General features: G+C 71.1%; 10 protein-coding genes. 6 read left to right on the plus strand and 4 right to left on the minus strand.

All coding sequences use genetic code 11. The annotated features are described in order from the left end of the window. Positions 1-13: 13 nt before the first annotated feature. Positions 14-1165 carry a metallophosphoesterase gene (locus AB0C96_RS02255; RefSeq protein ID WP_362912758.1) on the minus strand — a complete coding sequence of 384 codons (1152 nt, stop codon included), beginning with the start codon at positions 1163-1165 and terminating at the stop codon, positions 14-16. 228 nt (positions 1166-1393) lie between these two features. Next, a complete protein-coding gene (locus AB0C96_RS02260) occupies positions 1394-2494 on the minus strand; it encodes a LacI family DNA-binding transcriptional regulator (RefSeq protein ID WP_362912760.1) in 1101 nt (366 codons plus the stop codon). Between the two features lie 417 nt (positions 2495-2911). On the opposite strand from AB0C96_RS02260, the gene hisC reads away from it, so the two are divergent. Beyond that, positions 2912-3991: a histidinol-phosphate transaminase gene (gene hisC / locus AB0C96_RS02265; RefSeq protein ID WP_362912762.1), complete on the plus strand. Its 1080-nt coding sequence runs from the start codon at positions 2912-2914 to the stop codon at positions 3989-3991. A gap of 67 nt (positions 3992-4058) precedes the next feature. Here hisC and AB0C96_RS02270 read toward each other — a convergent pair whose 3' ends face one another. Next, complete coding sequence (locus tag AB0C96_RS02270) at positions 4059-4427, minus strand: cyclophilin-like fold protein (RefSeq protein WP_362912764.1); 369 nt, start codon at positions 4425-4427, stop codon at positions 4059-4061. Positions 4428-4726: 299 nt separating this feature from the next. Between AB0C96_RS02270 and AB0C96_RS02275 the strand changes: the two genes are divergently transcribed. The 4 genes from AB0C96_RS02275 to AB0C96_RS02290 all read left to right on the plus strand — a co-directional run bounded on the left by AB0C96_RS02275 (position 4727) and on the right by AB0C96_RS02290 (position 12673). Further along, the gene (locus AB0C96_RS02275; protein WP_362912766.1) at positions 4727-6235 is read left to right on the plus strand and encodes a cytochrome ubiquinol oxidase subunit I; all 1509 of its coding nucleotides are present in this window, start codon (positions 4727-4729) and stop codon (positions 6233-6235) included. 9 nt (positions 6236-6244) lie between these two features. After that, the gene (gene cydB / locus AB0C96_RS02280) at positions 6245-7246 is read left to right on the plus strand and encodes a cytochrome d ubiquinol oxidase subunit II (RefSeq protein ID WP_362912768.1); all 1002 of its coding nucleotides are present in this window, start codon (positions 6245-6247) and stop codon (positions 7244-7246) included. A gap of 48 nt (positions 7247-7294) precedes the next feature. Then, positions 7295-10870 (plus strand): thiol reductant ABC exporter subunit CydD, encoded by a 3576-nt coding sequence (cydD, locus tag AB0C96_RS02285; protein ID WP_362912770.1) that lies wholly within the window; start codon positions 7295-7297, stop codon positions 10868-10870. 123 nt (positions 10871-10993) lie between these two features. Continuing rightward, positions 10994-12673 (plus strand): GAF domain-containing protein, encoded by a 1680-nt coding sequence (locus AB0C96_RS02290; RefSeq protein ID WP_362912912.1) that lies wholly within the window; start codon positions 10994-10996, stop codon positions 12671-12673. Positions 12674-12725: 52 nt separating this feature from the next. Here the strand turns inward: AB0C96_RS02290 and AB0C96_RS02295 are convergent, their stop codons facing one another. After that, positions 12726-13649, minus strand: a complete 924-nt coding sequence (locus AB0C96_RS02295) for a Cof-type HAD-IIB family hydrolase (protein WP_362912772.1) — start codon at positions 13647-13649, stop codon at positions 12726-12728. Between the two features lie 128 nt (positions 13650-13777). Between AB0C96_RS02295 and AB0C96_RS02300 the strand changes: the two genes are divergently transcribed. Beyond that, positions 13778-14677 carry an LLM class flavin-dependent oxidoreductase gene (locus AB0C96_RS02300; RefSeq protein WP_362912774.1) on the plus strand — a complete coding sequence of 300 codons (900 nt, stop codon included), beginning with the start codon at positions 13778-13780 and terminating at the stop codon, positions 14675-14677. The last annotated feature ends 162 nt before the right edge of the window (positions 14678-14839 follow it).

Genomic DNA, 14839 nt, shown 5'->3' on the forward strand with positions numbered 1-14839 from the left:
GCCCAGCGAACGCTCAGTCAGTCAGCGGAAGTTGAACGACCAGCAGCTTTCCGGCCATGGTGATGCCGCCGTCCATGGCGATGGCCAGACCGTCGGCGTAGACGTGCGGACCGTCGACCGTGATGCCGTCGCTCTCGCTGTCCTCCGTGCCCACCTCGCCCAGCAGGTACGGGATCGGGCTGTGCCCGTGGACGACGCGGTCGCCGCCGTACGCGTCCAGGAGCTCGCGCACGGCCTGCGAGCCGGACTCGTCGCGGAAGGCGAACCGCTTGGTGAACTTGCGGAACAGGTCCCAGACTTCGTCGGCGTCGCTGCGGGTGAGGACGTCGTGGACGGTGTCGTTGACGGCCTCGATCGAGTCGCCGTACTCGAGGTAGGCGGTGGTGTCGGAGTGCACGAGCAGGTGCCCGTCCTCCTCCATCACGGCGTCCAGCCGGGCCATCCACTGGAGGTGGTGGTCCTCAAGGCGGTCCATGTCGCTCTTCTGGCCGCCGTTGAGGAGCCAGGCGGCCTGGAAGGACGCGGTGCCGGCGCCGGACTGGACCGGGGTGTCACCGAACCGCTTGGCGCCCAGCAGCAGCAGCTCGTGGTTGCCCATCAGGGCCTTGCAGTAGCCGCCGGCCGCCGCGGCCTGCGCGGAGAGCTGCATGACCAGGTCGATCACGCCGATGCCGTCCGGGCCGCGGTCGGTGAAGTCGCCGAGGAACCAGAGCCGGGCGTTGCCCGCCGCCCAGTCGCCGTCGGCGTCGATCAGGCCCTCGGCGGCCAGCGCCTCGCGCAGCTCGTCGTAGTAGCCGTGCACATCGCCGACGACGAACAGGGGGCCCAGGCCCTCCGGCGCGTGGGAGTCGCTCGCGGCTTCGGGCGCCGGGACGACGGCCGGGTGATCGATGAGGGTGTCCGTACGGACCGGGGTGATGACCGGGAGGTCACGGGCGGTCGGGGTGTAGTCCTCGGCCGGCGGGGCGGCGGGCGGAACCACGGGGGGTGCCACGGGCGGCGGACCGACGGGCAGATGCAGCGGCGGACCGGCAGGCGGGAAGGGGGAACCCGCGGACGTGCCGGAGGGAGTTCCGGGCAACGGAGCGGACTCCGGAGTTTGCCCCGCCATGGTCCACACCATGGGTCCCTCACTGGCCCCCTGAGTCATCGACCCCTCCACCATCGCGCCGCCGTGCACCTATCGGACCCGTGCCTGGTCGACGGCGGTCCGCGGTGTCGTGCGCCCATCATAGGAATGCCGATCGCGGCTTGTGACGCACCCGGGGGTGGTCAATCCGACGGAGCCTGACATTCGCGGCTGATTTCTCCCGAGATCGCCCTGTTTTTTCCTGGCATGCGGGGGCGCCCGGCACCGGCCGGTACGCCCGCTCGTTCGTGTGCGGCTGCACACTCAGTCTCCGGCGGGTCCCCGCGGCGGGCTGACGGTCGTTCTGGGGGACCGTCGCTGAGAAGAGGTCCGCACGATCAGATCGGTCGGTATCACCTGTTCGATGGGCCTCCCGTTGTCGAGTCCCTCGATGGCGTCGATGAGGATCTGGACGACGGCGGTGCCGATGCGGCGGGGCTTGAGCGACAGGGTGGTGATGGGCGGCTCGGTGGTCGCGTAGACGGTGGACTCGCTACAGCAGACCAGCAGCAGGTCCTCCGGCACCCGCAGGCCGTAGCGCCGGGCGGCGGCGAGCAGGTCCGTGCCGTTGGGGTCGAAGAGTCCGTAGACGGCGTCCGGCCGGTCCGGGCGGGCCAGCAGCCGGTCGGCGGCGACGGCGCCCGCGCACGGGTCGTGCGCCGGGTAGGACTCGTACACCGGGTCCTGGCCGACCCGCTCGCACCAGCGCAGATAGGCGGTGGTCGAGAGTCGGGTGTAGGTGTCGGTGGTGGTGCCGGTGAGCAGGCCGATGCGGCGGGCGCCGGCGTCGGCGAGGTGGTCGAGCAGGCTGAGGACGGCGGCCTCGTGGTCGTTGTCGACCCAGCCGGTGACCGGCAGAGCGCCGCCGGGTCGGCCGTCGGAGACGACGGGGATGCCGTGCCGTACGAGTTCGGTGACGACGGGGTCGCCGTCGGCGGGGTCGATGACGACGGTGCCGTCCAGTGCGACGTTGGACCACACGTCGTGGCGCGACGTCGCGGGGAGGATGACGAGCGCGTACCCCCGGGCGAGCGCGGCGGAGGTGGCGGCTCTGGCCATCTCGGCGAAATACGCGAATTCGGTGAAGGTGAAAGGTTCATCCCCGTACGTGGTCACGGTCAGGCCGAGGAGCCCTGACTTGCCGGTACGGAGCGTGCGGGCGGCTGCGGACGGGCGGTAGCCCAGCCGGTCGGCCACCTCGCGGACATGGCTACGGGTGGCATCCGGAAGCCGGCCCTTGCCGTTGAGCGCGTCGGAGACGGTCGTGATCGACACACCGGCTGCGGCGGCCACGTCCCGGATGCCCGCCCGCCCCAGCCGGCGACCGGTCGACCGGCTCACCTGGTGCTTCCCTGCTGCTGTCATGGCGAGCCGATAGTAGGGCTCGGTAGGTCCATTCGCGGGGCTCGACGGACGGCTATGGAAAGGCACGTTTCTGCATGGTGATCAGCCGTCAATTACCTATGAAATAAAGGGCGTTGGCATCTATATTGACCATTCGGAGGGTGATCTACGGCCCTTACCTGTCGATCGCTTCAGGTCTCGAAGAGGTCTCAAGTCACCTTGACGAGGGATGCGCGCCACGGCGCAAGCCACCGGCGCGCGAGTTTTCGGGGAGCGCGCCCCTGTGGGTTGCGCGCGGTGCTCTCCGAGTGGCAGGAGACGGGGGTGCGCGGGGTGCGGCGTCCGTGCTGTGTGCGGCCGGGGCTGCCGCCGAACAGGTCAATCCTCATAAGGTGTGCAGTATTGGAGATGAGCGGGATGGTTCGAGGAGGACCTGCGGTGAGCGAGAAGACCCCGAAACTGCGTGCTGCGCTGGACGGCATCCCCACCTACAAGCCGGGCCGGCCGGCGCCCACCGGTGATGTCGTCACCTACAAATTGTCCTCCAACGAGAACCCCTACCCACCACTGCCCGGCGTCTTGGAGAGCGCGGTGACCGCCGCCGGTTCCTTCAACCGTTACCCGGATCTGGCCTGTACCGGCCTGGTGGCGGAGCTGTCCGAGCGCTTCTCGGTGCCGCTGGAGCACCTGGCGACCGGGACCGGTTCGGTGGGCGTGGCCCAGCAGCTGGTCCAGGCGACGGCCGGGCCGGGCGACGAAGTGATCTACGCGTGGCGGTCGTTCGAGGCGTACCCGATCGTCACCCAGGTCTCCGGTGCCACCTCCGTGCAGGTCCCGTTGACCTCCGGTGAGGTGCACGACCTGGAGGCGATGCTCGCCGCGGTCACCGACCGGACCCGGCTGATCTTCGTCTGCAACCCCAACAACCCCACGGGCACCGTCGTGCACCGTGCGGAGCTGGAGTCCTTCCTCGACCGGGTGCCGGGCGACGTCCTGGTGGTGCTGGACGAGGCGTACCGCGAGTTCATTCGCGACCCCGAGGTGCCGGACGGTATCGACCTGTACCGCGACCGCCCCAATGTCTGCGTGCTGCGCACCTTCTCCAAGGCGTACGGCCTGGCCGGGCTGCGGGTCGGCTTCGCGGTGGCGCACGAGCCGGTGGCCGCGGCGCTGCGCAAGACGGCGGTGCCGTTCGGGGTGAGCCAGCTCGCGCAGGAGGCGGCGGTGGCGTCGCTGCGCAGCGAGGCGGCGCTGCTGGAGCGGGTCGATGCGCTGGTGGCCGAGCGTGCGCGGGTGGTCGAGGGGCTGCTCGGGCAGGGCTGGACGGTCCCCGAGACGCAGGCGAACTTCGTCTGGCTGCGGCTGGGGGACCGGACGACGGACTTTGCGGCGGCCTGCGAGCGGGCCGGGGTGGTCGTGCGGCCGTTCCCCGGCGAGGGGGTACGGGTGACGATCGGCGAGAGCGCGGCGATGGACCTGTTCCTCCAGGCCGCGGAGGAGTTCCGCAAGGCGCTGTAAGCCGTTGCAGGCGCCGTGCGGCGCCTGGAGCCGTGTACTGAGGCCGTGGGTCCACCGACCCGCGGCCTCAGGCCTTTTGTACGTGGATGGGGTCGCCGCTGCGGACGGTGGCCAGTGCGCGCGGGTCGCCGTCGATGCGGCCCAGCACGTTGCAGGGGGAGGCGAGGCGGGGCTCGTCCCCCTCGGACATCGGGGTGGGGCCGTAGGGCAGGGCGAGGGCGTTGCCCGGTGGCCAGAAGGCGACCGTGCCGGGTGCGACGACCTGGCGGGCGTCGGCCTCCAGTGCGGGGGTGAGCCCGGTGTCGAAGTAGACCTCGTCGCCCCAGGTGTGGGCGGTGGAGTCGACCGGCAGTGCGGCGATGAGGGCCGCGGCGGTCGGGGTGTCGTCGAGCGTGGCGGTCAATTGCCCTGCGGGCCATGTGATGCGGATCTTCATGGCGGTAAATTCAACAATATGTTGAAGTTCGGGGGAAGGGGTCGTGCGGAACGGCCATAGGGAGTGAACCCAGGAAACGGGCACCCTGAAGGCCCTGGCGGGCCCGGCGGAATCGTTCACATGCCGTGGATTCGCGCGTGACCGCGGTCACGTACCCCCCAATGCCAAGGTTGCGAAGGCGTAGGAGATAATTGCTTGTGAATGTGAACGCGTTCACAAGCCCGTCCCGGTATGTACCGCTTTATGTGACGCAAAAGGGACATTGCCCTAGGGCAATGGCGACGTAAGGAGAGAAAGGCGTGGAGCTGGCGTTGGCGCCAGAGACACTGGCGCGATGGCAATTCGGCATCACGACCGTCTACCACTTCCTGTTCGTCCCCCTGACGATCTCCCTTGCCGCTCTGGTGGCCGGACTTGAGACCGCATGGGTGCGAACGGGCAAGGAGAAGTACCTCCAGGCCACCAAGTTCTGGGGCAAGCTCTTCCTGATCAACATTGCGATGGGTGTCGTCACCGGCATCGTCCAGGAGTTCCAGTTCGGCATGAACTGGTCCGACTACTCGCGGTTCGTCGGCGACGTCTTCGGCGCCCCGCTGGCCTTCGAAGCGCTCATCGCCTTCTTCTTCGAGTCCACCTTCATCGGTCTGTGGATCTTCGGCTGGGACAAGCTGCCCAAGAAGATCCACTGCTTCTGCATGTGGATGGTCTCGATCGGCACCATGCTCTCGGCGTACTTCATCCTCGCCGCGAACTCCTGGATGCAGCACCCGGTCGGCTACAAGTACAACGCCGCGAACGGGCGGGCCGAGCTCACCGACTTCTGGAAGGTGCTGACCCAGGACACCACCCTGGTGGTGGTGTTCCACACGCTGACCGCGGCTTTCCTGACCGGTGCCGCGTTCATGGTCGGCATCTCCGCGTACCACTTGATGCGCAAGAAGCACATCAAGGTCATGCGGACCTCGCTCCGGCTCGGACTGGTCACCCTCGTCATAGCCGGCATCCTCACCGCGGTCAGCGGTGACACGCTCGGCAAGGTCATGTTCAAGCAGCAGCCGATGAAGATGGCCGCAGCCGAGGCGCTCTGGGACAAGGAGCAGCCGGCGCCGTTCTCGGTCTTCGCCTACGGAGACGTCGACAAGGGCCACAACAAGGTCGCCATCGAGGTGCCCGGCCTGCTCTCCTTCCTCGCCCACAACGACTTCACCTCGCCGGTCCCCGGCATCAACGACGTCAACAAGTCCGAGCAGCAGAAGTTCGGGCCGGGCGACTACCGGCCCAACATCCCGGTCGCCTACTGGGGCTTCCGCTGGATGATCGGCTTCGGCATGTCGTCGTTCGCCATCGGACTCGCCGGACTCTGGCTCACCCGGAAGAAGTTCTGGTTGGCGCCGGGGCTGCGGACGGGGGACGAGGAGCCACCGCACCTCGCGCTCACCAAGAACAAGGTGCTCGGCGCCCGGCTGAGCAAGTGGTACTGGTCCCTGGCCTTCATCACGCTGGGCTTCCCGCTCATCGCGAACTCATGGGGCTGGATCTTCACCGAGATGGGCCGCCAGCCCTGGGTCGTCTACGGCGTGCTGCGCACCTCGGACGCGGTCTCCCCGGGCGTCTCGCAGGGCGAGGTGCTCACCTCGATGATCGTCTTCACCACGCTCTACGCGATCCTCGCCGTGATCGAGGTCAAGCTGCTGGTGAAGTACGTCAAGGCCGGCCCCCAGGAGCTCACCGACTCCGACCTCAACCCGCCCACCAAGATCGGCGGCGACAGTGCCGACGCCGACCGGCCGATGGCCTTCTCGTACTAGGAGGCGACTGTGCAACTCCACGACGTCTGGTTCGTCCTCATCGCCTTCCTCTGGACCGGGTACTTCTTCCTCGAAGGGTTCGACTTCGGGATCGGCGTGCTCACCAAGCTGCTCGCCCGCGACCGGCATGAGAAGCGCGTACTGATCAACACCATCGGCCCGGTCTGGGACGGCAACGAGGTCTGGCTGCTCAGCGCGGGCGGTGCCACCTTCGCGGCCTTCCCCGACTGGTACGCCACCCTGTTCTCCGGCTTCTACCTGCCGCTGCTGCTCGTCCTCGTCTGTCTGATCGTGCGCGGTGTGGCCTTCGAGTACCGCGCCAAGCGGAACGAGGAGAGCTGGCAGCGCAACTGGGAAACGGCGATCTTCTGGACCTCGCTGCTGCCCGCGGTGCTGTGGGGTGTGGCGTTCGGCAACATTGTGCGCGGTGTGCGGATCGATGCGCACAAGGAGTACGTCGGCAGCCTGCTCGACCTGCTCAACCCGTACGCACTCCTCGGCGGGCTGGTCACGCTGGTGCTGTTCACCTTCCACGGTGCGGTGTTCGCCTCGCTCAAGACCGTGGGCGACATCCGGGAACGGGCGCGCAAGACGGCGACCGTCCTCGGGCTGATCACCGCCGTGCTGGTGGTCGGTTTCCTGGGCTGGACGCAGGCCGACAAGGGCGACGGCAGCAGCCTGATCGCCATGATCGTCGCGGTGGTGGGGCTGGTCGCGGCGCTCGGTGCCAACCGGCTCGGGCGCGAGGGCTGGGCGTTCGCCTGCTCGGGGATCGCCATCGCGGCCACGGTCGCGATGCTGTTCCTGACGCTCTTCCCGAACGTCATGCCGTCCACGCTCAACGAGAGCTGGAGCCTCACGGTCAGCAATGCCTCGTCCAGCCCGTACACCCTGAAGATCATGACCTGGTGTGCCGGGATCGCCGCGCCCCTCGTGATGCTCTACCAGGGGTGGACGTACTGGGTGTTCCGCAAGCGCATCGGTACGCAGCACATCGCCGAATCCCACTAGCTGAACCGCCGCCCCTCGGGGCGGCCTCAGCAGGATGGAATGTTTCACGTGAAACCCGTCGACCCGCGTCTGCTCCGTTACGCCCACGCCACCCGCGGCTTCCTGGTCGTGGTGGTGTTGCTCGGGCTGGCCGGAGCGGGCCTGGTCGTCGGCCAGGCGATGCTGATCGCCGAGATCGTGGTCGGTGCCTTCCAGCACGGTCTCGGTCTCGGCGGTCTGGCCACACCGCTGGCGCTGCTCGCCGCGGTCTCCGTGGGGCGCGGTCTGGTCTCCTGGCTCAGCGAACTGGCCGCGCACCGCGCCAGCGCGGCGGTGAAGTCCGAGCTGCGGATGCGGTTGGTCGAACGGGCGGCGCAGCTGGGGCCGGACGTCGGAGCCGCGGCCGACGACCGCGGCCGGGAGTTGCGTACCGGTGAGCTCACCACCCTCGCCACCCGTGGTGTCGACGCCCTGGACGACTACTTCTCCCGCTATCTGCCGCAGTTGGGGCTGGCGGTCGTCGTCCCCGTCGCGGTGCTCGCCCGGATCGTCACCGGCGACTGGATCTCGGCGCTGACGATCGTCCTCACCCTTCCGCTGATCCCGCTCTTCATGGTCCTGATCGGGTGGGCCACCCAGTCGCGGATGGACCGCCAGTGGCGGCTGCTCGCCCGGCTGTCGGGACACTTCCTCGACGTCGTCGAGGGGCTGCCCACCCTCAAGGTCTTCGGTCGGGCCAAGGCCCAGGCCGCCGCCATCCGCACCATCACCAGCGAGTACCGCCGCGCGACCCTGCGCACCCTGCGGATCGCCTTCCTCTCCTCCTTCGCGCTGGAGCTGCTCGCCACCATCTCCGTCGCGCTGGTCGCGGTCGGCATCGGGATGCGGCTGGTGCACGGCGAGCTGGACCTCTACACCGGCCTGATGGTGCTGGTCCTGGCGCCCGAGGCGTATCTGCCGCTGCGGCAGGTGGGCGCGCAGTACCACGCCGCGGCCGAGGGGCTGGCGGCCGCGGAGGAGATCTTCGCGGTGCTGGAGAGGCCGCTCGCCGCGCCCGGCACCGCACCCGCGCCGCAAGGCACCGGGCTGGCCGTCGAGAACCTCGTGGTCCGCCACCCCGGGCGGACCGCGGACTCGCTCCCCGCCACCTCGTTCGAGGTCCGGCCCGGCGAGACGGTGGCGCTGGTCGGGCCCTCCGGCGCCGGGAAGTCCACCCTGCTGAGCGTGCTGCTCGGCTTCACGGCACCGTACGAGGGCAGGGCCCTCGTCGACGGCCGGGACATCGCCTCCCTCGCCCCCGACAGCTGGCGGCGGCGCATCGCCTGGGTCCCGCAGCAGCCGCAGTTGTTCGCCGGCTCCATCGCCGAGAACGTACGGCTGGCGCGGCCCGACGCGGACGACGCCGCGGTGCGCTCCGCGCTGGCCGACGCCGGTGCACTGGACTTCATCGACGCCCTCCCCGACGGTACGGCGACCCCACTCGGCGAATCCGGCGCCGGGCTCTCGGCCGGCCAGCGGCAGCGTTTGGCGCTGGCCCGTGCCTTCCTCGCCGACCGCCCGATCCTGCTGTTGGACGAGCCCACCGCGAACCTGGACGGCGAGACCGAGGAGGCGATCGTCGCCGCGGTCCGCCGGCTCGCGGTCGGTCGTACGGTGCTGCTCGTCGTCCACCGGCCGGCGCTGCTGGCGGTGGCGGACCGGGTGGTGCGGCTGCCGGAGCCGACCGGGGTTCCGGGCCCGGCGACGGTGGCGGATACCGGTGCGGTGGCGGTTTCACGTGAAACCGCCACCGGGGCCTCCGTGCCGCCCATGACGGTCGACGGCGACACCGCTGCGGCTCCCGCCGCCACCGGTGGTTCGGCGCTCGCCCGACTGCGGCGGACGGCTCGGGCCCGTCGCGCGCGGTTCGCGCTGGCGCTGCTGCTCGGGAGCCTTGCGCTGGGCAGCGCGGTGGGTCTGATGGCGACCTCCGGCTGGCTGATCTCGCGGGCCGCGCAGCAGCCGCCGGTGCTGTATCTGATGGTGGCGGTCACCGCGACCAGGGCGTTCGGCATCGGGCGCGCGGTCTTCCGGTACGCCGAGCGGCTGGTCGCCCATGACGCGGTCTTCCGGATGCTCGCCGATGTGCGGGTTGCGGTCTTCCGCCGCCTGGAGCGACTGGCGCCGGCCGGGCTCGTGCAGCGCCGACGCGGCGATCTGCTGTCGCGGCTGGTCGCCGATGTCGATGCGGTGCAGGACTACTTCCTGCGCTGGCTGCTGCCCGTCGGGGCGGCGGTGTTGGTCGGTGCGGGCGCCGTCGGTTTCACCGGCTGGCTGCTGCCGGAGGCCGGTGTGATCCTCGCCGTGGGGCTGCTGCTCGCGGGCGCGGCGGTGCCGGTGCTCTCGGGTGCGCTGGCCCGACGGACGGAGCGTCAACTCGCCCCCGCCCGTGGCCGCCTCGCCACCCGCGTGGTCGATGTGCTCACCGGTACCGCCGAGTTGACGGTGGCCGGTGCCCTGCCCGCCCGTACGGAGTCGGTGCGGCGCGCGGACCGCGAGCTGACCCGGATCGCGGGCCGCTCGGCCGCCGTGGCGGGGACCGGCGCCGGACTCTCGGCGCTGTTGTCCGGGTTGACCGTCGCCGCGGCTGCGCTGGTCGGTGTCCAGGCGGTGCAGGCGGGGCGCCTGGACGGGGTGGCGCTGGCGGTCGTGGTGCTCACCCCGCTCGCCGCGTTCGAGGCGGTGACCGGGCTGCCGCTGGCCGTGCAGTACCGGCAGCGCACCCGGCGCGCCGCCGAGCGGGTCTTCGAGGTGCTCGACGCGCCCGCGCCGGTGCAGGAGCCGACCACGCCCGTGGAACCGCCCGAGGAGCCGTTCCCGCTGGTCGTACGGGATATGACCGCGCGCCACACCGGCCAGGACCGGCCGGCGCTGGACGGCATCGGCTTCACCTTGACGGCCGGCCACCGCCTCGCCGTCGTCGGCTCGTCCGGGGCCGGCAAGTCCACGCTGGCGCAGGTGCTGCTGCGCTTCCTGGACCGGGAGTCGGGGGCGTACACGCTGGGCGGAACGGACGCCCAGGCGATGGACGGCGACGCGGTGCGGCGGCTGGTGGGGCTGTGCGCGCAGGACGCGCACATCTTCGACAGCTCGCTGCGGGAGAACCTCCGGCTCGCCCGCCGGGACCGGTCCGCCGGCCGGGACGGCGCCGATGACCAGGACCTGTGGGAGGCGCTCGGCCGGGCGCGGCTCGCGGACTGGGTGCGGGGGCTGCCCGACGGCCTGGACACCATGGTCGGGGAGCACGGTGCCCGGCTGTCCGGCGGTCAGCGGCAGCGGCTGGCCCTGGCCCGTGCGCTGCTGGCGGACTTCCCGGTGCTCGTCCTGGACGAGCCGGCCGAGCACCTCGACCTGGCCACCGCCGATGCGCTGACCGCCGACCTGCTGGCCGCGACCGAGGGCCGAACCACGGTCCTGATCACGCATCGGCTCAGCGGTCTGGAGGCGGTCGACGAGGTGTTGGTGCTGGAGCGCGGCCGGGCCGTGCAGCGCGGCGGATACGCCGAGCTGGCCGCCGCCGACGGCCCGTTCCGGCGGATGCTGGAGCGGGAGCGGGCGGTGGACGCGGCGTACGGCGAGGCCGGGAGCGTACGGGCCGGGGCCTAGCTAGGGTCTGTCTTCCCGTGCCAGAGCGAAGGGCCGGTCCGTGCCTCGACGGCCCCATAACTGAACTTTCCCTGCAAATGCCCCCTTATTAGGCTCATGGGCATGGACCCCGCCCCCGACCCCATGGACGCCGCCACCGAGGCCACCCGCAGCCTTCAGGGCCTGTCCTCCGAGCTGACCGCCCGGGTGCCGCAGCTGCTGGAGGCGATGCGTACCGTCGGGGCGGGCCTCGATCTGCACATCACCCTCGACCGGATCGTGGAGACCGCCGCCGAGCTCGCGGACGCCCGCTACGCCGCCATCGGGATCATCGACGACGCCCGTGAGGGGCTGTCGGACTTCGTCACGTACGGCGTGACCGCGCAGGAGCACCGGCGGATCGGCGCCCTGCCCGACGGCCACAAGGGCCTGCTCGGTGCACTGATCCACGACCCCCAGCCGATGCGCCTGGCCGACCTCACCCAGGACCCCCGCTCGGCCGGATTCCCGCCGGGGCACCCGCCGATGCGGACGTTCCTGGGGGTGCCGGTCCGCGTCCAGGGGGAGATCTTCGGCAACCTCTACCTGACCGAGAAGCGCGGCGGCGGGGAGTTCAGCGAGGAGGACCTGCACATGGTGCGGGTGCTCGCGACGGAGGCCGGTATCGCCATCGGCAACGCCCGGCTGCACGCCGCGACCCGCCAGCGGGAGCGGTGGATCGACGGTTCGGTGGCGGTGACCACCGAACTCCTCGCCGGCAGCGATGTCGACGAGGCGCTCGCGGTGGTCGCCGAGCAGGCCCGCAAGCTGGCCGATTCGGCGGCCGGCATCGTCCTGCTGCCCGATGACGAGGGCGGGCTGGAGATCGTCGCGGTGTCGGCGGACGACCCCACCGGGATCATGGGGACCCAGATCCCGCCCGACAGCCCGGTGGCCGAACAACTCCTCGCCGGGGAGCCGGTGTTCGTGGACGACTCGGCAACCGACCCGCGGATGGTGACGGCCATCGCGCCCCGCTTCGGGCCGAGCATGATGCTGCCGCTCAAGAGCGGCGGCCGGGTGCTCGGCACGCTGGCCACCCCGCGGTCCCGGGGCGCCCGCCCGTTCACGGCCGCCGAACGGACGCTGGCCACCCAGTTCGCCGCGCAGGCCGCGCTGGCGCTGGTGCTGGCCGACGCCCAGCGCGACCGGGAACGGCTCGCGGTCTACGAGGACCGCGACCGGATCGCCCGTGACCTGCACGATCTCGTCATCCAACGGCTGTTCGCGACCGGCATGATGCTGGAGAGCGCACAGCGCAGGTCGGTCGTCCCTGAGGTGGCGCAGGGCGTCGGCAAGGCCGTCGATGAGCTGGACGTCACCATCCAGGAGATCAGGACGGCGATCTTCGCCCTCCAGCAGGGCCCGGCCGAGGCGCCGTCCGGGCTGCGGACCCGGGTCCTGCGCGAGATCGGCACCGCCGCGGTACCGCTGGGGTTCCAGCCGTCGGCCGGCTTCGTCGGCCCGGTCGACGCCCGGGTCGGTGAGCTGACCGGAAAGAACCTGATCGCCGCGCTGCGCGAGGCGCTGTCGAACGCCTTCCGGCACTCCCGGGCCTCCCGGATCGAGGTCGTGGTCGATGCCACGATCCGCCTGCCGGACGGCACCGACGGCGTCCGGCTGACCGTCGCCGACGACGGCATCGGCATTCCGGACGGCGGCCGCCGCAGCGGTCTGCGCAACCTCGCCAAGCGTGCGGAGTCGCTGGGCGGCTCCAGCACCTACGGCCCGGGGCTGGGCGAGGACGGCGCGGGGACGACGGTGACCTGGGAGGCGCCGCTGTAGGGCCTCGCCGTCCCCGACCCCTCGGGGACGGACCCGTGCGCCCGCCGGCCGGTCAGCGCTGCCGGTCGTCCCGTTCGCCGCCGTACCGCTGGAGGATCTCCTCGATGACGACCGCGACGCCGTCGTCGTTGTTGGAGGCGGTCCGACCCGTGGTGACCGCCAGCACCTCGGGGTGCGCGTTGGCCATGGCGTACGAGGTGCCCGCCCAGGTCAGCATCTCGATGTCGTTGGGCATGTCCCCGAACGCGACGACCTCTTCCGGTGAGATGCCGCGCTCCGCGCAGCAGTGGGCGAGGGTGCCGGCCTTGCTGACCCCGAGGCCGCTGATCTCCAACAACGCGGTGGGACTGGACCGGGTGAAGGACGCGAGGTCGCCGGCGGCCTCCCGGGCCAGCGCCAGGAACGCATCGGGCTCCAGGTCGGGGTGGTGCGCCAGCAGCTTGATGACGGGCTGGTCGGGAAAGGCCGGATCGTCGTCCCCGGTGGGGCCGAGCGGCGGTACGAAGTCCTCGGCCAGCAGCTTCTCCGCCGGTGCGACGACCGCGGCCGGGTCCAGGAGGAGGGGCGGGTACTGCGGCTCGTAATGGATGCCGCTGGTCCGCTCGACGGCGAACGACGTGTCGGGCACGGCGCTGCGCAGGGCCTCCACGACGTCCAGCGCGACGGTCCGGTCCAGGGGGCTGACCTCGACGATCCGGCCGCCGCGGTGCAGGTCGACGACGGCCGCGCCGTTCGCGCAGATCGCCAGGCCGTGACCGTGCACATGGTCGCTGACCACGCCCATCCAGCGGGCCGGGCGCCCGGTGACGAAGAACACCTCGATGCCGGCTCGCTCGGCGGCGGCGAGCGCGGCGATCGTCCGGTCGGAGACCGTCTTGTCGTCGTGCAGCAGCGTGCCGTCGAGGTCGGTGGCGATCAGCCGGGGGGCAACGGCCGCTGCGGGTACCCGGGGTGGCGTGGCGGAGGCATCAGTCACGGGCCCATCTTCCCGTACCGCTGCGCACAGGCGTGCGGCAGGTTGCGCGTATGAGCCGAATCTGTGGGCCGTCCGTGAGGGGACGGGCGCACCGTTCGCGCCATCCGGGCGGCCGTACGCTCGGAGGTATGCGACTGAGCACCGTGATACTCCCTGTCCGCCGCTGGTCCGAAGGAGGGCGGCAGGTGTGGCAGCGCGCCGAGGAGCTGGGTTTCCACGCCGCGTACACCTACGACCACCTCTTGTGGCGGAGCTTCCGCGAGCAGACCTGGTTCGGCGCCCTGCCGACGCTGACCGCGGCCGCGGCGGCGACCTCCCGGATGCGCCTGGGCACCCTCGTCACCTCGCCGAACTTCCGGCACCCGGTCACCCTCGCCAAGGAACTGATCTCGCTCGACGACATCAGCGACGGCCGCGTCACCCTGGGGGTCGGCGCCGGCGGGAACGGCTTCGACGCCACCGCGCTCGGCCAGGAGCCCTGGTCGCCGCGGGAGCGGGCGGACCGCTTCGCCGAGTTCGTGGCGCTGCTGGACCGGCTGCTGACCGAGGACGCCGTCTCGTACCAGGGCACCCACTACTCCGCCGACGAGGCGCGCAACATCCCCGGCTGTGTGCAGCGGCCGCGACTGCCGTTCGCGGTGGCGGCCACCGGGCCGCGCGGGATGAAGCTGGCCGCCCGGTACGGCCAGGCCTGGGTGACCACCGGCGATCCCAAGGTCTCGAACGGGGGCGGCACACCGGACGAGTCGCTGGAGGCGGTCCGCGGGCAGCTCGAGCGGCTCGCCAAGGCCTGCGTCGACCAGGGGCGGGACGCCGCCGACCTACAGAAGATCATGCTGACCGGCTTCACCCCGGACCGCCCGCTGGACTCCGTGGACGCCTTCGTCGACTTCGCCGGACGCCATGGCGAGCTGGGCATCGACGAGCTGGTCATCCACTGGCCGATCGCCGATTCGGTCTTCGAGGCCGATGTCGCGGTCTTCGAGCGGATCGCCACGGAGGGGCTGGCGCAGCTGGGCACCCCGTAGGGCGGCCGCTCGCCGTCGGTGTCCTATGCGGCGGCCCGCCCCGGTCCGACGCACCCGCCGTCCTGGCCTCGGCTTTACCCCGTGTATAGCCACGAAGAGGGAGAATCGGGACAGCGGCGCAGTGTGGCGGGCGCGGCGCGCGGGCGAGACCGGCGCGCGAGC

Origin of the sequence: Streptomyces sp. NPDC048506, from assembly GCF_040651315.1 — a bacterium.
GTDB lineage: Bacteria > Actinomycetota > Actinomycetes > Streptomycetales > Streptomycetaceae > Streptomyces.

What these genes read in the sequence shown, in the direction of transcription:
- AB0C96_RS02255 (WP_362912758.1), bottom strand. Translation starts at nt 1,165, where the DNA reads ATGGTGGAGGGGTCGATGACTCAGGGGGCCAGTGAGGGACCCATGGTG.
- AB0C96_RS02260 (WP_362912760.1), bottom strand. Translation starts at nt 2,494, where the DNA reads ATGACAGCAGCAGGGAAGCACCAGGTGAGCCGGTCGACCGGTCGCCGG.
- AB0C96_RS02270 (WP_362912764.1), bottom strand. Translation starts at nt 4,427, where the DNA reads ATGAAGATCCGCATCACATGGCCCGCAGGGCAATTGACCGCCACGCTC.
- AB0C96_RS02290 (WP_362912912.1), top strand. Translation starts at nt 10,994, where the DNA reads ATGGACGCCGCCACCGAGGCCACCCGCAGCCTTCAGGGCCTGTCCTCC.
- AB0C96_RS02300 (WP_362912774.1), top strand. Translation starts at nt 13,778, where the DNA reads ATGCGACTGAGCACCGTGATACTCCCTGTCCGCCGCTGGTCCGAAGGA.